The organism is uncultured Polaribacter sp. (assembly GCF_947495205.1).
Taxonomy (GTDB): Bacteria; Bacteroidota; Bacteroidia; order Flavobacteriales; family Flavobacteriaceae; genus Polaribacter.
In genome coordinates, this window is the sequence record NZ_CANLXV010000005.1 from 62,834 (window position 1) to 79,449 (window position 16,616).

Here is a 16,616-nt window from a genome sequence, read left to right on the forward strand (position 1 = left end):
TGCACAATGCGAAAAACGCATAAAAACCAACACACAAACAGCACATTTATTTTTTGCCAAGACGTATAAAAATATTTTGAGGCTTACTATATTAATCGTAATATTGCAATGAATTAATAAATAATAAAAATGGGATTAGCAAAAACTGAAATGTTTACCGATCAACAAAATGAAATTTCTCTTTTTGCAAAAGTCTTTGGTCATCCTGCAAGAGTTGCAATTTTACAACATTTATTTAAAATTAACTCCTGTGTTTGTGGAGATTTGGTAAACGAAATTGGCTTAGCACAACCAACAATATCACAACATTTAAAAGAACTAAAACATTTAGGCTTAATTAAAGGTAATGTAGAAGGAACAAGTGTTTGTTACTGCATTCACAAAGAAAACTGGACCGCAATGAAAACAGTAATGAATGAATTTTTAAATCAAGACTTAACAGAAAAACAAGATTGCTGTTAAAAAAATTTGAATCAATTAATCGTATAATCGCAATAAACTAATATCATTACAAAAATGACCACAACAAAATCAACTTTATTTTCAGCAATAGAAAATTTAGTCAAATCATTACATCCAGAAACTATTTCAAGCGAACGTAAAACTGTTTTACAACCGTTGGCTGATTTTATTCAGTCAAAAGTTTCTGAAAACAAAGAAATCCGCATCAATTTCATTTGTACTCACAATTCAAGAAGAAGTCATTTATCTCAAGTTTGGGCGCAGACAATGGCAAATTACTTCCATATCAAAAACGTGTTTTGTTATTCAGGCGGAACAGAAGCAACAGCGCTTTTTCCAATGGTTGCAGCAACTTTACAAAATTCTGGTTTCCAAATAAACAAAATTTCCAAAGACCAAAACCCTGTTTACAGCATTAAGTACGCTAATAATGAACATCCCATAATAGGATTTTCAAAAAAGTTAGATAACGATTTTAATCCAAAATCTGAATTTGCTGCAATTATGACTTGTGATTCTGCAAATGAAGCTTGTCCTTTTGTTCCAGGTGCAGAAAAACGTATTCCCATAACTTTTAAAGATCCAAAAGCATTTGATAACACACCACAACAAGCAGAAAAATACAATGAAAGAAGTGTACAAATAGCAACTGAAATGTTTTATGTTTTTTCACAAATAAATTCTTAAAAAATGGCTTCAAAAAAATTAAGTTTCCTTGACAGAAATCTAACACTTTGGATATTTGTTGCAATGGCCCTTGGCGTTGGACTTGGATATTTTATTCCAACTTTTCCAAATATTATAAACTCATTTAGCAGTGGAACAACAAATATTCCGATTGCCATCGGTTTGATTTTAATGATGTATCCACCTTTAGCAAAGGTTAATTATGCTTTGTTGCCAAAGGTTTTTAGAAATACAAAAATACTTTCTATCTCACTTATTCTAAATTGGGTAATTGGTCCTGTTTTAATGTTTGTTTTGGCAATTACATTTTTACGAGATTATCCAGAATATATGGTTGGTCTAATTTTAATTGGTTTGGCGCGTTGCATTGCCATGGTATTGGTTTGGAACGATCTCGCAGAAGGAAGTAGCGAATATGGTGCAGGTTTAGTCGCATTAAATAGTATTTTTCAAGTATTTGCATACAGTTTTTACGCTTGGCTTTTTATAACCGTTCTTCCACCCTATTTTGGTTTTGAAGGAGCTATTGTAGACATTTCAATTGGTACAATTGCAGAAAGTGTAGCCATTTATTTAGGCATTCCGTTTGTAATGGGAATTTTAAGCAGACTAATTTTAGTAAAATTAAAAGGAGAAGATTGGTACACAAAAAAGTTTATTCCAACAATTTCGCCATTAACTTTAATTGCACTTTTATTTACAATTGTAGTTATGTTCTCTTTAAAAGGAGAATTGATTGTGGAAATACCAATGGATGTTTTAATTATTGCAGTTCCTTTACTTATCTATTTTACACTTATGTTTATTATTGGATTTTTCTTTACTAAAGCAACAGGTGCAGCATATGACAAAACAACTTCGGTTGCATTTACAGCAGCAGGAAATAATTTTGAATTAGCAATTGCTGTTGCAATTGCCGTTTTTGGTCTAAATTCTGGACAAGCATTTGCAGGAGTTATTGGTCCTTTAGTTGAAGTACCTGCATTAATTTTATTGGTTCGCGTTTCTTTCTGGTTAAAGAAAAAATACTATTCTTAAAATAAAAAACTATTGTTTTGGACTACCATATAAATTTGGTAGTCCAAAATAATATTAGTGCTGCTAATTAAAAAAACATACAATTAATCTATTGAATTTCAATATTTTAAAAGCATACAAATTTTCTAAAAATTTTAATATTGTAGTTTTTCAATCTGCCTTATGTTAGAAAAAATATTTTTAGGAACAAACTTAATTTAGCTTTGTTTGTAGATAATTAAAAACCGCTTATTTTCTATAAAAAATAGCAGATTTAGCAAATAGTGTATAATAAAATTTGAATTAGTTTAGTTCGTCTTTAATTTTTAAAATTAAATCCGTTTATTCGTCTTAAAGAGGAATGCAGCTTAACTTATAATTTAACTAAGTGGCTAGTAAGAAGCTGATCTAATTGAGACTTTATATTTTCAAAATCTGTATAACCATTAGTTAATACAACTTGTTTGTTTTCGGTTTCTAAAACTAGCGTAGGCATTCCAGAAAAGTTACTTGCACCAAATTTTTCAAATTCTTTTTCTGCTAATTTCTTGTATTTGGTATCTTTCATTTTAACCAAAAACTCACCTTTATCCAATCCTATTTTTTCAACATATTTAGTGTAATTATCCAGATTTATGGGATTTATTCCATCAAAATAAACAGCATGCAATAACATTTCTGCAAATTTCAATTCTTTTTCAGGAAATTTTTCTTTAACAATGCATAAGGCAATTGAAGGAGGTAAAGAGTTTAATACTATTTTTTCTTTACCAAACAAATCCTCTAAAAAAGATTCTCCAAATTTTACACCAGTCCTTTCCTCTACACTTTTATATGCACCTGCTTTTATATATGGCGCAACTTCATTTACTAATCCTGTTCTATTTCCTAAAAACAAACCACCACTTACTACTTCAATATTAAATCTATCTGCATACGCTTCACTTATTTTTGACATTACTGAACTAAAACCAAAACACCAGCCACAAAGTGCATCATAATAATAAATCAGTTTTGTCTTAGGTAACTGTATCGCATCAATATCTTCTGATTTTTGTTGCTTAGTTATTGGGGCATTAGAACAAACCCCTGTTTCTTTATCACAAAAGAAACTTTCATTTTCTTTAGTTTTCATATTTTGTTTTTTTTTTAAAACAGACTATTACTTAGTTTAAACAATAGTTTGTTTCTTTCTATTGATTGTTTTATGATCAATTAACAGACTTCGTATACGTGTTTAAATCTTGTGAATCAGCACCAAACAATTTATTTGTATACTTTAAATCTTTAGTAATTAAAGCATCCTAATTTGCATTTAAAAATCTATATAAATTTGAATTTTCTTTTCCTGAAAATCAATTATAGTTGACTCAATTTGTTACTCAAAATCATTTGATATCATTCTTACAAAGTTAACTATTTTATCACTTTAGTAGATATTGCTGATGGAGTTTCTTCTCCATTCCAAATATTTCATAAAAAAGATAAAACTTGAACTACCAATTCTGACTGATTAATAGCTACTGATTCAAAAATTAAAAAAATTAACCAAAGTTGGAATTTTACATAGAAAATCCGGTAAAAAAAAATCCACAAAAAGTTAAGTATTGATGAATATAACAAGATCTGAAATCACTTGCTGTAAAAAATCAAATAAATGAATTTGGTGCTGGATTAATCAATAAAAACAACCGGCAACAAAATGTATAATTAATTATTGTTTTTTTGTATAATCAAAAAATCTTAAAGATTACATTCTATTTCATAATCATTTATTTTCTTTAAGACTGCCAATTCAATAAATTTTATACAACAGCGCTGGCAAAACCTCTAAAAAACACTCAAATTTCTTTTAAAAAATCATTTTAAATTTAAGTACTTTTGCCAAATGGTTAAAGAGATTCAGCTTCGTGTAAATTTAATAGAAGAACGCAAAGAAAACGTTTTGGCTTTTAAAGCGAGTAAACAACTTAAAATTGCCGAAAAAGAGATTTCTGCAGTTAAAGTTTTGCGTAAATCTATAGATGCTCGTAAAAAAGACATCATTTTTAACTACAAAGTAGCGGTTTACATTAATGAACCGGTTCCAGAAAAATCTGACTATGAATTTGATTATAAAGATGTTTCCAACGCAAAAGAAATACACATTGTTGGTTTTGGTCCTGCAGGAATGTACGCTGCTTTGCGCTGTATAGAACTGGGTTACAAACCTATAGTTTTAGAAAGAGGTAAAAACGTACAAGAACGCAGACGAGATTTAAAAGCGATTAACAGAGATCATGTTGTAAATCAAGATTCTAATTATTGTTTTGGTGAAGGTGGCGCAGGAACCTATTCTGATGGTAAATTGTATACCAGAAGTTTAAAACGTGGCGATGTAAGACGTATTTTTGAAAACCTGGTTTTTCATGGCGCAACAGAGCAAATTTTAATTGATGCGCATCCGCATATTGGTACGAATAAGTTGCCAAAAATAATTCAGAATATTAGAGAAACAATTCTAAATTTTGGTGGCGAAGTTCATTTTAATACCAAAGTTGAAGATTTTATTATAAAGCAGAATAAATTAAAAGCCATTCACTTACAAAATGGCAAAGAAATGCTTGTAAATTCTGTTATTTTAGCAACAGGCCATTCTGCAAGAGACATTTACGAACTCTTAGATAAAAAGAAAATCCATTTAAAAGCAAAATCTTTCGCTATGGGCGTTCGTGTAGAACATCCGCAAGAAATTATAGATCAAATACAATACAGTTGTTCAGGAGAAAGAGATGAACTTTTACCTGCTGCTGCATACAGTTTAGTGCATCAAGTAAACAATAGAGGTGTATATTCTTTTTGTATGTGTCCTGGTGGTTTTATTGTACCTGCAGCTACTGCTAATGGTGAAGTTGTGGTAAATGGAATGTCTCCTTCTAGAAGAAATAATAAATTTGCCAATTCTGGTATTGTTGTAGAATTAGACATTGATAGAGATTTTAAAAAGTACGAAAAATTTGGCGCTTTAAAAGGTTTAGAATTTCAAAAAGATTTAGAAAAAATTGCTTTTTACGCAGGCGGAAGAACACAAACGGCACCTGCACAAAGACTAACGGATTTTGTAGATGGTAAATTATCTGCAGATTTAAATGACACCTCTTATCAACCAGGTTTAAACTCTGCTCCACTACACTCGCTTTTACCAAAAATTATTGGAGGTAGATTACGAAAAGGATTTACAGCTTTTGGCTCAAAAATGCATGGTTATTATACCAAAGAAGCCAATATAGTTGGTGTAGAATCTAGAACTTCATCACCCGTAAACATACCCAGAAAAGAAAATTTAGAGCACACACAAATTACAGGTTTATTTCCTTGTGGAGAAGGTGGTGGCTATGCAGGTGGTATTGTTTCTGCTGCTATGGATGGTGAACGTTGTGCAGAAGCGGCAATTGCAAATTTGTAAGAGATTTCTAAGGCTATTCCATTTACAATCTATAAATTTACAGCAAACAAATAATATTTATGAAACTTATTATTGGAAGGGAAGATAAAGCAGATTTTCCTGAATTTAATTTAGAAAACATAGCTATTAAAATAGATTCTGGTGCCTACACCTCTTCTTTAAGTTGCTGTAATATAGAAGAAACAATAAAAGACGGTGAAAAAGTACTTAAATATAACGTTTTAGATAAAAAACATGAGCAATACAAAAGTGAAGCATTTTTTACTAAGTTTTATGACCTTAAAAAAGTAAAAAGTTCTAATGGTATTGTTGAAGAGCGTTACAGAATAAAAACAGAAATTATTATTTTTAATGAAAGATTTAATATTTATCTAACATTAACCGAAAGAAAAAAGATGAAATTCCCCGTTTTATTGGGAAGAAAATTTTTAAACAAAAAATTTGTGATTGACACCGCAAAAAAAAACATATCACACAAATTAAAATACAAAAATACATGAGAATTGTAATTTTATCTAGAAATCCAAAACTCTATTCAACCAAAAGATTAGTGGAAGCTGCAGAAAAAAGAAACCATGAGGTTTTTGTTGTAGACCATTTAAAATGTGATATTGTTATTGAGAAAAAATCGCCTAAAATTTATTATAAAGGCGCATATTTATCTAACATAGACGCTATTATTCCAAGAATTGGGGCGTCTGTAACTTTTTACGGTACAGCAGTAATTCGTCAGTTTGAAATGATGAAAGTTTTTACTTCTGTAACCTCGCAAGCCTTAACCAGAAGTAGAGATAAATTAAGCAGTTTGCAAATTTTAGCTAGAGCTGGTGTAGGTTTACCAAAAACGGTTTTTACCAACTACACTAAAGATGTAGAGCATGTTGTAGATTCTGTTGGTGGTGCACCTATGGTTTTAAAATTACTGGAAGGAACCCAAGGTTTAGGCGTAGTTTTAGCAGAAACTAAAAACGCAGCAACTTCTGTTTTAGAAGCTTTTAATGGTTTGGGCGCAAGAGTAATAGCTCAACAATTTATTAAAGAGGCTGGCGGTGCAGATATTAGAGCATTTGTAGTAGATGGTAAAGTTATTGGCGCTATGAAACGTCAGGGAAAAGAAGGAGAATTTCGTTCTAATTTACATAGAGGTGGCAATGCAACTGTTATAGAGTTAACAGAAGAAGAAGAGAGAACTGCTCTAAAAGCAACCAAAGCAATGGGCTTAGGTATTGCAGGTGTAGATATGTTACAATCTTCTAAAGGTCCGTTAGTTTTAGAAGTAAACTCTTCTCCCGGTTTAGAAGGTATTGAAGTTGCCACAGGAAAAAATATTGCAAAAGAAATTATACGTTATTTAGAATTACATGTCGAGTAATCCATTTAAAATATTAGGCAAAGATATTCCTGAAGGTAAAAGAACCATAATTGATTTAAAAGTTGCCAAATTACATACCAGAACTACTGTAAATGTTCCTGTAATTATAGAACATTCTAAAAACCCAGGACCTGTAGTTTTATTGCTAGCAGGTATTCATGGAGATGAAACCAATGGTGTTGGTATTATTAGAGAAATTATAAATTTAAAATTAAACAAACCTCAAAAAGGTACTATTATATGCATTCCTGTGTTTAATATTTTTGGGTATTTAATTCAAACTAGAGAGTTTCCTGATGGTAGAGATTTAAACCGCATGTTTCCTGGCACTCAAAACGGTTCTTTAGCCAGCCAATTTGCCTATCAATTTTCAGAAAAAATAGCTCCTTTTGTAGATTATGTTATCGATTTTCATACTGGTGGTGGAGAACGAGATAATGTGGCTCAAATTCGTTGTAATAAAGATGACGAAAAGGGTTTAGAGTTGGCAAAAATATTTAATCCACCAATGATTATGTATTCTAATACTATCATTAAATCCCTTAGAGAAACCTTACACAAAATGGGTAAAACAGTGTTGCTTTTTGAAGGTGGAAAATCAAATGAATTAAACCCGACTATTATTAATGAAGGTGTAAATGGCACTAGAAATGTTTTGATACATTTAGGACTAATCTCTGGAGAAATTGCTGTTAGAGAAACACCTATTTATGTAAAAAACTCTAAATGGTTAAGAGCTTCTGATTCTGGCATGTTTAAAATTAGCATTGCCAATGGTAGTTTTGTAAAAAAGAAAGAAGTTTTAGGTGTAATACAAGACCCTTTTGGTGAATTTAAAAAAAAAGTTTATGCTCCTTTTGATAGCTATGTTTTTTGCATAAATAAAACGCCAATTGTAAATAAAGGTGATGCTTTATTTCATTTAAGTGTAGAAAAATAATATTTTATTACTCATTTGCTTTTTTAAATGTAGCAATTATCTTTTTAAAATTACTTTTTTCTGACAGTGAAGGAAATAATTCTTGTAAAACAATATGGTAATCGAAATCTGTTTCTAATCCAGAAATTAAATGCGTTTTTGCATAACGCTCTTTATTTAAAATAGAAAATAAACCTGCAAAACGATATGAAATTTCAGCAAGATTTCCACAAGATTTATATGCTTCAAAAATAATACGTAAAGCTTCTTTAAACTCACCTAAAAAAATTAAAACATCTGCTAAACCAATATAAATTTCTAAAGAAATATCGCCTAATTGCAAACAGTTGCTAAAACCAACAATAGCCTCTTCAAAAAAACTAAGTTTTAAGTTTATTTCTGCATAACGTTTCCAATATAATGCATTATCATCTTCTATCTCTATGGCTTTTGATAAGTAATATAATGCTTTTTGATATTTTTTTTGATCAGCATAAATATTGGTTAACAAAATCCAACCTTTATCTAAAAGCGGATCTTCATGTATTGCTTTTTTATAATAGGTAATTGCAGTATCTAATTGTCCTAATTTTTGGTAACACTCTCCTACTCTTACATAGGCAAATGAAGTTGGGTCTCCAAGCTCTAAACTAATTAAATAATTATCTATCGCCTCTTTATAATTACCTAATTGCTCTAACGTTTTTGCTTTTTCTAAATATCCACCAATAAAAGTTTCATCAATTAAAACAGCATAATCAAAAGCTTGTAATGCCTTATGATACCTTTTTAAAATAAAATACTGCCTTCCTATTTGGTGCCACGCAACTTCGCAATACGGATTTTTGTCTACATAAGCAGTTAAATAAGTTATGGCTTCGTTGTGTTTTTCTTCAATATCAAAACAATACACAATATTATACAATGCTGCATAATCTTCTAAATCTTCTGCAACACATTTTTCAAAATTAATACGTGCCTCTTCAAAATTATCTAAATACAGAAACTCCATTCCTAACAAAGACCAAATATCAAAAGGTTCATTAGTTAAAGTTAATGCTTTTTCAAGATAAACTATCGCTTCTTTATGCAAACCTTTTTTAGAAGCTATTGTGGCTTTTTGAATATAAACCTCATCATTATTAGGAGAAATTAAGGCAATTCTTTTTAAAAGTTTAGAAGCTTTATCTACCTCATTATCTGTTAAATACAACTCTACTTGCAACAACTTTAAATCTACAGAAGTTGGGTGCTGTTCTAAGCCTAATTGCAACGCTTTTTTTGCCAAAGAAATTTTACCCACATCTAAATAATGGATAATTATCTCTTCGAATTCAACCAAATCAAAAAAATAAATGCTATTGGTTTTTAGCATCGATTCAAACTTTATATGCGACATAATTATTTAAGCTTTGAATTGCCCGATTAAAACTACATTAATAATGGCATTTTACTTGAAAAAACACTTTTTGTTTTCAACAATTTAATTAACAAACAAGCCATTTTATTTAAGGCTAATAATTTTGCGCATAGATATATTTACATTAATTTTGATTTTCAATAACCATCTTCTTAAACTGATGGATTTCTTATGAGCAGAAAAAACTTATTAAACTCAAAAGATATTGAAATTATATTACATCGATTAGCGTGTCAGTTAATTGAAAATCATGATGATTTCTCAAACACCGTTTTAATTGGTTTACAACCAAGAGGTACTTTTTTAGCCAATAGATTAGCCCAATTACTAAATACAGAATACGCTATAAAAGATTTAAAATTAGGACTTTTAGACATTACTTTCTATAGAGATGATTTTGGTAGAAAAGACAAACCTTTAGCTGCAAAAACCAATGAAATGGATTTTTTAATTGAAGGTAAAAAAGTTGTAATTATAGATGATGTTTTGTTCTCTGGAAGAAGTATTAGAGCCGCTTTAACGGCTTTGCAATCTTATGGTAGGCCAGAACAAATTGAATTATTAGTGCTCATAGACAGACGTTTTAGCAGGCATTTACCCATACAACCTAATTATAGAGGCAGACAAGTAGATGCTATTAATAAAGAAAAAGTACTGGTTACTTGGGCAGAGACACATAAAAAAGATGCAGTTTACATAGAATCACTATAATATGTCAGAATTAAGCGTAGAACATTTATTGGGTATTAAATATCTAAAACCAAATGATATTGATGTAATTTTTAAAACTGCAGATCATTTTAAAGAAGTAATTAATAGACCTATTAAAAAAGTACCTTCTTTAAGAGATACTACCATTGCAAACTTATTTTTTGAAAACAGTACAAGAACAAAACTAAGTTTTGAGTTGGCAGAAAAAAGACTTTCTGCAGATGTTATAAACTTTTCTGCAGGACAATCTTCCGTTAAAAAAGGAGAAACGTTAATAGACACTGTCAATAATATATTGGCAATGAAAGTAGATATTGTAGTAATGCGTCATGGTAATGTTGGTGCAGGTGTTTTTTTATCTAAACATGTAGATGCAAAAATTATAAACGCGGGCGATGGCACGCATGAACACCCAACACAAGCCTTATTAGACTCTTACTCAATTAGAGAAAAGTTAGGAACTGTAAAAGGAAAAAAAATACTTATTGTTGGCGATATTTTACACTCTAGAGTAGCACTTTCTAACATTTTTGCCTTACAATTACAAGGAGCAGAAGTTAAAGTTTGTGGGCCAACTACTTTAATACCAAAGTACATTTCTAGCTTAGGTGTTACTGTAGAAACCAATCTTAAAAAAGCATTAGAATGGTGCGATGTTGCCAATGTTTTAAGAGTGCAACATGAAAGAATGGATATTAAATATTTTCCGTCTACAAGAGAGTACACGCAACTTTTTGGAATAAATAAAGAAATTTTAGACAATCTTGGCAAGAAAATTGTAATAATGCATCCAGGACCAATAAACAGAGGTGTAGAAATTACTAGTGATGTGGCAGATTCTAATGATGCAATTATATTGAATCAAGTAGAAAATGGAGTTGCTGTAAGAATGGCCGTTATATATTTATTGGCACAACAAATAAAAAGATAAAATGCAAATTCAAAATAAAGAAAATTATATTTTTATTTCTTCGGAAGAAAATACGTTTGAAGAATTTTACAATGCTTTATTAAAAGAAAAAACAACATGGATAAATACACACACTATTGTCCAAATTTCTGATAATATTAATATAACGACTAAAGATTTTTTGTTATTTTTGGATGTTGTAGAAGAAAAAAGAGCCTTAAAAACCTCTTTTATTATAATTTATAGTGCTGTTGATGTAGATGAAGTTTCAGAAGAAATTAGTATAGTACCAACATTACAAGAGGCAGAAGACCTCTACGAAATGGAAAATATTGAAAGAGAATTAGGGTTTTAGATAATTAAAAAATGATTAAAAAAATACTTTTTATTGCTTTATTAAGTGTTTCTTTTATTGGTTTTTCTCAAAATATTGCAGAAAAAACAGTAAAAGAGCTAACTGCTAGCCCAAATCCTTTTACAAATAACACTAAAATAACATTTACTGCAACTCAAAAAACTAGTGTTTTTTTTACTGTGAAAAATGTTTTAGGTAAAACAGTATTTAAAAAAAACATAAAAGTTATTCAAGGTAAAAATACGATTCCTTTTTACAAAAATAACTTATCAAATGGTATGTACATTTACAGTATCAGAGACAAAAAAAATATTACCTCTAAACGTTTTGTAATTCAATGATAAACCTAACCATACTAGGTTGTCATTCTGCAACACCGCGTGTAAAGGCATTTCCTACATCACAGTATTTAGAAATTAATAACAGACACTTTTTAATAGATTGTGGCGAAGGCACACAACGCCAAATGCGTAAATATAAAGTTGGTTTTGCTAAAATTAATCATATTTTTATTTCTCACTTACATGGCGATCATTTTTATGGTTTAATGGGATTGCTATCTACTTATGGTATTTTAAGTAGAGAAAAAGACATGCATATTTTTGGGCCAAAAGGTATTAAAGAAGCTACCCTTCAAATTTTAAAAATATCTGAATCCCACGCAAAATTTAAAATGATTTTTCATGAATTGTCTTCCAAAAAAAGTGAAGTTATTTTTGAAGATGATAAAGTTACTGTGCGTACAATTCCGCTAAACCACAGGGTGTATACAAACGGATATTTATTTACAGAAAAAGAAAAACCTAGAAAATTAAATATGTTAAACATTTCTGGATATCCAGAAATAGACAAAGCAGATTATTTAAATATTAAAGCGGGTAAAGATGTAATTTTAAGTTCTGGTGAAGTTATTGACAACAACAAATTAACCACAGACCCACCAAAATCTCTAAGTTTTGCTTTTTGTAGTGATACTGCGTACAAACCAGACATTATCCCAATTATACAAAATGTAGATTTACTTTACCATGAAGCTACTTTTTTAGCAGATAAAGAAGATTTAGCAAAAAAAACAAAACACGCTACAGCTGCACAAGCAGCTCAAATTGCTAAAGATGCAAATGTAAAAGAATTGATTATTGGCCATTATTCTGGCAGATACAAAGACATTTCTGTATTTAAAACTGAAGCTAAAACCATATTTGAAAATGTTTTTTTAGCTGAACCTGGTAAAAACTTTAAAATACATAATTAATATTGCTTTGTAGCCAATAATACCAAAGTACAAGCCACCTCTGCTTTAATATCATGTGCTTGCAAAATGTTTACAAAATCTAAATTTTCTGTTCCTGGGTTAAAAATTACACGCTTAGGTTTTAAATTTACAATAAAATTGTAATACGCTTTTTGCCTTTTGGGGTTTAGGTACAATGTTACTGTATCTATATTTTTATAAGCTACTTCTGTTGTATCTATATTTACATCTAAAACACTCCCTTTTTTTAAGCCAATTGCAACTACAGGTATGTTATTTTCTCTAAGCTTTTTAATTGCTTTGTTAGAATATCTTTCCGCTTTTAAAGAAGCACCAATTACTAGCGTTTTCTTTTCCATAAAATTATTTCTTATTTACTTCGTTAAAAGAAGCTCTTAATGCAATAGCAATATTGGCCATAGAAAAAACAAATATTAATGTACCATTTATCCAAGAATTAGGAAAAATAATAAAACCCACAAAGGCATTTAATATAAATACTAACAACAAAAGATTAGCGAGCAATAAAAGTAATTTGTATTTCTTAGTCATATCAATTTATAAACCACAAATATCAATAAAAAAAGATTAACCTCTTCTTCTTCCTCTATTATTTCTCATATCTAACATTTTAGCTTTTATAGTTTCAGCATATTTGGCTTTTGTAATTTCTAAACCTTTTTTAGGTGGTTTAATTGCTACCACTTCATTTTTGTTAATCACAATTTCTGTGCACAATAATGTAGTATTCTGAGCACTAACTTCTAAGATAAAACCTGGTAAACCCCAAAATTCTGCTGGCCCATGTGCTAAAGGTATTTGTGGTGTATACCAAGCCTCTACAATTACCATTTTTTCTTCTTGCTCCTGCCCTTTCTCTTCCTTAGGTTTTCTTAAATCTCCCCAAGAAAAATTATACCAATTCAACTCTTTGTAAGGCACAAAGGCTTTTGCTTTAAAGCAGGTGTAATTTCCTATTTGTTTCGTTTCAGTACCAATAGTCCAATCTATTTTATATAACTTATCTTTTATTAAAAACCATTTTCCATAAAACTCTTGGGCTTGTACTATTTTGTTTTCAGAAATATTTTTATACTGATTTCCTCTAGAAAAATAACTTCCCCAAGAGTCTGTAGCTCCAGAAATAGCGTCAATTTTAACATCTTCCACAAAAGAAGCTTCCTGTTTATTAAAATTTAAAACATAGGTTTTTTCTAACCTATTTTTTAAACGTTCAGCAATTTGTTTTTTTTGAGCTTCACTCATGCGAGCGCCCCAATTTCCTAATTCCATTTTAGATTTAGACATATACACTGCTTTGCCACTAAAATTTTGTGCTTGAAACGATATTGAAAAAACACCTACAAATATTAGAATTATAATTTTTGAAATGGAAATTCTCATAAGATAAAAGTTTGCGTAATTGTTTAAAGATTAATCAAAAATAGCAAACAAAACCTGCTATTGTGTTAAAATTGATACAATATTTAGCAGCAACAGCCAAAAGGACTTTTAGAAATGAAGCGTATGATTATATGATAAATTACCCTTTCACAACTTTAATTCTGTAATTAATCACTTACTTTAGACATCAACATAAAACCAAGTTTTAAAATTGATTACAGAAATTTGTAAATGCATTTTTGTGCAAAAAAATACCTAGATTTTTAGCCATAAAAAAATCAAAATTATGAGAAAAACAATCTTACTTATGTTAACTCTATTTTTATTTAATAGTTGTACAAATAACAATCAAGATGAAATTGATTGTCGTCTTTTTGATCCTGTTATACAGCATCTTTTAGTAGTACTAGTAGACGAAAATGGAATTAATTTATTAGAAAACGGAACTTTTGATAAAGAAACCATTAAAATACGTTTGAATTCTGCAGAATTTCAAGCAACAAAATTAGACATTTTTGAAAATAGCATTGCCATACAATTGTTAGAACAAGGAGCTAACACCTACGAAATTGTACTTTCTGAAACAGAAACTGATACACTTGTACTTAACTTAAGTATAAGAGAACAAATTTGTGGATTTCAATTTTATAATTTAGATAAAGCCATTTACAATGGAGAAGCACAAACCATTATTTTTGAAAACAATTCTGATCCTAAAATACGCGTAATCAAATAATAGAGCGAATTTATATTAAGTTCTAAATTCAAAAAAAATAGTAAAGAACCTATTAATCAATCATGTTTTTAAGATAAAATTGTTCTACTTTTTCTCTAGCCCAAGGCGTTTTTCTTAAAAATTTTAAAGAAGATTTATACGTTGGGTTGTTTAAAAAAGCTTTAATTCCTAAAGAGTAGCCTAACTCTTCCCAACCATATTCTAAATATAATTGTTCTAATATTGTGGCTAATTTAATGCCATGTAAAGGATTATTCGGTTGTTCTTTACTCATTATTATTCATCTAAATTGGGTAAAACAAAATCATCTAAAACAGACTTTTTTGCCATCATTTTTTCAATAGCCTTCACAGTTCTTGGTGCTCCTTCAGAAAGGTTTACGGGACCATTTTTAGTAACTAAAATATCATCTTCTATTCGAATTCCAATTCCCCACCATTTTTTATCGCAATTACTACCTTCTGGTATGTAAATTCCAGGTTCCATGGTAACTACCATATGTTCTTCAAAATTACCATAATTACCAGGATCATGAACGTCTAAACCAATGTGATGAGATGTACCATGAGGAAAATAAGGATGTTTTTCATCTTTAGATTTAATAATTCCTAAATCAAACAATCCTTTATTTACTATTGCTCTTGCAATTTGATTTGGTTTTGCCATACTTTCTCCTATTTTGTAAGCTGCAATACCAGCATTTTGTGCCTCTAAAACAATGTTGTAAATTGCTTTTTGTTCTTTGGTAAATTTACCGTTTGCAGGTATAGTTCTAGTAACATCTGCAGTGTAACCTCTATATTCTGCACCCAAATCCATTAAAACCAAATCGTTACCTACTTTTGTTTTGTTATTTTCTATATAATGTAAAATACAACCATTGTTTCCTGCGCCTACAATACTAGGATAACCTTCGTATTCTGCACCATATTTTTTGTATACAAATTCATGAATTCCCTGCAATTCTGTTTCAGACATGTGTGGTTTCATGGCTTTCATAACCTCTATTTGGCCAACTGCAGAAATGCGTATAGCTTTGGTTAATAACTTTAGTTCTGCTGCTGTTTTTACTTCTCTTAAAGTTGCAAGATTGTTAGATAAAAAAGAAACATCAATATTGGTTTTGGCATCTAATTTTAAGGTTATTTTTTCTTTTAAATCTTTTTTTACAGCAATTTCAGTAGCATCTTTAAAATTCATTAAATCTGTATCTGACTTTAATGACGGATCATAAGCCAAAGCTCTACCAATTATTTGTGCAACATTGGCACTGTTTTCTATTGGTGTAGATTTTACCAATTCATAAATCTGTTTTTTTAAGGGCGATAAAAAATTCTTTGGATTGTAATTTGCCTGCTCTTTAAAAGCTTTTACCAAATCATAAATTTCCCCTTTGTTTCTGGCAGAGTTTCTATAATCATCATTAAATTTTTCAATAAAAACTCTATCAAACGCTTTAAAATTGATATTTGCCGATTTAAAATCTTCACCATTCATAACCCTATTAAAACCCAATTCGCTTTTTGCACCTTCAATTCCCAAACGTTTTCCATCCCATTGTTCTGCTCTTTTATCCTTTTTTTGAACAAATAACATTTCATTGTATGTTTTACCATCTTCTGTTTGCTGCATATCAGAAAACAAAACCAAAACACCATTGGGTTCTCTATAACCTGTTAAATAATAAAAATTTGGATCTTGATGAAACACAAAATCTACATCATTTGCTCTATTTCTTAAAGGGTTTGCAAAAATAACTGCTACAGAATTTGTTGGCATTTTTGCGCGTAATGCCTCTCTTCTACTTTCGTGAAAATCTTTTGGCAAATAATCTGCAGGAATTTGGCTATAAGCCTTAAAACCCATCAGTATAAAAAAGACAAAAAGCAATTGATTAACCTTCATTTTAAGTATTTTTAATAT

20 protein-coding genes are annotated in these 16,616 nt (G+C 29.9%); 13 read left to right on the plus strand and 7 right to left on the minus strand.

Features of this window, described 5'->3' with window-relative positions; genetic code table 11:
- Positions 1 to 129: 129 nt before the first annotated feature.
- The 3 genes from Q0762_RS06165 to arsB are packed head-to-tail and all read left to right on the plus strand — an operon-like array spanning position 130 to position 2,187.
- Entirely contained in the window at positions 130 to 462 is a 333-nt protein-coding gene (locus Q0762_RS06165; protein ID WP_298764872.1) for a metalloregulator ArsR/SmtB family transcription factor, read from the plus strand.
- A 54-nt stretch (positions 463 to 516) separates the two neighbouring features.
- Positions 517 to 1,149 (plus strand): protein-tyrosine-phosphatase, encoded by a 633-nt coding sequence (locus tag Q0762_RS06170; RefSeq protein WP_298764873.1) that lies wholly within the window; start codon positions 517 to 519, stop codon positions 1,147 to 1,149.
- A 3-nt stretch (positions 1,150 to 1,152) separates the two neighbouring features.
- Complete coding sequence (arsB, locus tag Q0762_RS06175) at positions 1,153 to 2,187, plus strand: ACR3 family arsenite efflux transporter (protein ID WP_298764874.1); 1,035 nt, start codon at positions 1,153 to 1,155, stop codon at positions 2,185 to 2,187.
- Positions 2,188 to 2,539: 352 nt separating this feature from the next.
- Here the strand turns inward: arsB and Q0762_RS06180 are convergent, their stop codons facing one another.
- Positions 2,540 to 3,301: a DsbA family protein gene (locus Q0762_RS06180; RefSeq protein WP_298764876.1), complete on the minus strand. Its 762-nt coding sequence runs from the start codon at positions 3,299 to 3,301 to the stop codon at positions 2,540 to 2,542.
- Between the two features lie 753 nt (positions 3,302 to 4,054).
- Here Q0762_RS06180 and Q0762_RS06185 point away from each other — a divergent pair.
- Genes Q0762_RS06185 through Q0762_RS06200 form a run of 4 tightly spaced genes read left to right on the plus strand, consistent with a single transcriptional unit; the run spans position 4,055 to position 7,923 of the window.
- The gene (locus Q0762_RS06185) at positions 4,055 to 5,611 is read left to right on the plus strand and encodes an NAD(P)/FAD-dependent oxidoreductase (RefSeq protein ID WP_298764878.1); all 1,557 of its coding nucleotides are present in this window, start codon (positions 4,055 to 4,057) and stop codon (positions 5,609 to 5,611) included.
- Between the two features lie 59 nt (positions 5,612 to 5,670).
- Positions 5,671 to 6,111, plus strand: a complete 441-nt coding sequence (locus Q0762_RS06190) for a RimK/LysX family protein (protein WP_298764880.1) — start codon at positions 5,671 to 5,673, stop codon at positions 6,109 to 6,111.
- Entirely contained in the window at positions 6,108 to 6,983 is an 876-nt protein-coding gene (rimK, locus tag Q0762_RS06195; protein WP_298764883.1) for a 30S ribosomal protein S6--L-glutamate ligase, read from the plus strand. Before Q0762_RS06190 ends, rimK begins: the two co-directional genes overlap by 4 nt.
- Entirely contained in the window at positions 6,973 to 7,923 is a 951-nt protein-coding gene (locus tag Q0762_RS06200; protein ID WP_298764885.1) for a succinylglutamate desuccinylase/aspartoacylase family protein, read from the plus strand. The genes rimK and Q0762_RS06200 overlap by 11 nt, the downstream gene beginning before the upstream one ends.
- 7 nt (positions 7,924 to 7,930) lie before the next feature.
- Here Q0762_RS06200 and Q0762_RS06205 read toward each other — a convergent pair whose 3' ends face one another.
- Entirely contained in the window at positions 7,931 to 9,301 is a 1,371-nt protein-coding gene (locus tag Q0762_RS06205) for a tetratricopeptide repeat protein (RefSeq protein WP_298764888.1), read from the minus strand.
- A gap of 192 nt (positions 9,302 to 9,493) precedes the next feature.
- On the opposite strand from Q0762_RS06205, the gene pyrR reads away from it, so the two are divergent.
- The 5 genes from pyrR to Q0762_RS06230 are packed head-to-tail and all read left to right on the plus strand — an operon-like array spanning position 9,494 to position 12,553.
- Positions 9,494 to 10,033: a bifunctional pyr operon transcriptional regulator/uracil phosphoribosyltransferase PyrR gene (gene pyrR, locus Q0762_RS06210; protein ID WP_298764891.1), complete on the plus strand. Its 540-nt coding sequence runs from the start codon at positions 9,494 to 9,496 to the stop codon at positions 10,031 to 10,033.
- A 1-nt stretch (position 10,034) separates the two neighbouring features.
- On the plus strand, positions 10,035 to 10,964 hold the full coding sequence (locus Q0762_RS06215; RefSeq protein WP_298764893.1) for an aspartate carbamoyltransferase catalytic subunit: 930 nt from the start codon (positions 10,035 to 10,037) through the stop codon (positions 10,962 to 10,964).
- 1 nt (position 10,965) lies between these two features.
- On the plus strand, positions 10,966 to 11,298 hold the full coding sequence (locus Q0762_RS06220; protein ID WP_298764895.1) for a hypothetical protein: 333 nt from the start codon (positions 10,966 to 10,968) through the stop codon (positions 11,296 to 11,298).
- An 11-nt stretch (positions 11,299 to 11,309) separates the two neighbouring features.
- Complete coding sequence (locus Q0762_RS06225; RefSeq protein ID WP_298764897.1) at positions 11,310 to 11,639, plus strand: T9SS type A sorting domain-containing protein; 330 nt, start codon at positions 11,310 to 11,312, stop codon at positions 11,637 to 11,639.
- Entirely contained in the window at positions 11,636 to 12,553 is a 918-nt protein-coding gene (locus Q0762_RS06230; protein ID WP_298764898.1) for a ribonuclease Z, read from the plus strand. Before Q0762_RS06225 ends, Q0762_RS06230 begins: the two co-directional genes overlap by 4 nt.
- On the opposite strand, the gene Q0762_RS06235 is transcribed toward Q0762_RS06230, so the two are convergent.
- The 3 genes from Q0762_RS06235 to Q0762_RS06245 are packed head-to-tail and all read right to left on the minus strand — an operon-like array spanning position 12,550 to position 13,957.
- Complete coding sequence (locus Q0762_RS06235; RefSeq protein ID WP_298764899.1) at positions 12,550 to 12,912, minus strand: CoA-binding protein; 363 nt, start codon at positions 12,910 to 12,912, stop codon at positions 12,550 to 12,552. The genes Q0762_RS06230 and Q0762_RS06235 overlap by 4 nt on opposite strands.
- A 4-nt stretch (positions 12,913 to 12,916) precedes the next feature.
- Positions 12,917 to 13,105 (minus strand): hypothetical protein, encoded by a 189-nt coding sequence (locus Q0762_RS06240; protein WP_298764901.1) that lies wholly within the window; start codon positions 13,103 to 13,105, stop codon positions 12,917 to 12,919.
- Positions 13,106 to 13,141: 36 nt separating this feature from the next.
- Positions 13,142 to 13,957, minus strand: a complete 816-nt coding sequence (locus tag Q0762_RS06245; RefSeq protein WP_298764903.1) for a GLPGLI family protein — start codon at positions 13,955 to 13,957, stop codon at positions 13,142 to 13,144.
- A gap of 286 nt (positions 13,958 to 14,243) precedes the next feature.
- Between Q0762_RS06245 and Q0762_RS06250 the strand changes: the two genes are divergently transcribed.
- Positions 14,244 to 14,693 (plus strand): hypothetical protein, encoded by a 450-nt coding sequence (locus tag Q0762_RS06250; RefSeq protein WP_298764905.1) that lies wholly within the window; start codon positions 14,244 to 14,246, stop codon positions 14,691 to 14,693.
- Between the two features lie 52 nt (positions 14,694 to 14,745).
- On the opposite strand, the gene Q0762_RS06255 is transcribed toward Q0762_RS06250, so the two are convergent.
- Both Q0762_RS06255 and Q0762_RS06260 read right to left on the minus strand, forming a co-directional pair.
- Positions 14,746 to 14,967: a VF530 family protein gene (locus tag Q0762_RS06255; protein WP_298764907.1), complete on the minus strand. Its 222-nt coding sequence runs from the start codon at positions 14,965 to 14,967 to the stop codon at positions 14,746 to 14,748.
- 2 nt (positions 14,968 to 14,969) lie between these two features.
- The gene (locus tag Q0762_RS06260; RefSeq protein WP_298764909.1) at positions 14,970 to 16,598 is read right to left on the minus strand and encodes an aminopeptidase P N-terminal domain-containing protein; all 1,629 of its coding nucleotides are present in this window, start codon (positions 16,596 to 16,598) and stop codon (positions 14,970 to 14,972) included.
- Positions 16,599 to 16,616 lie beyond the last annotated feature (18 nt).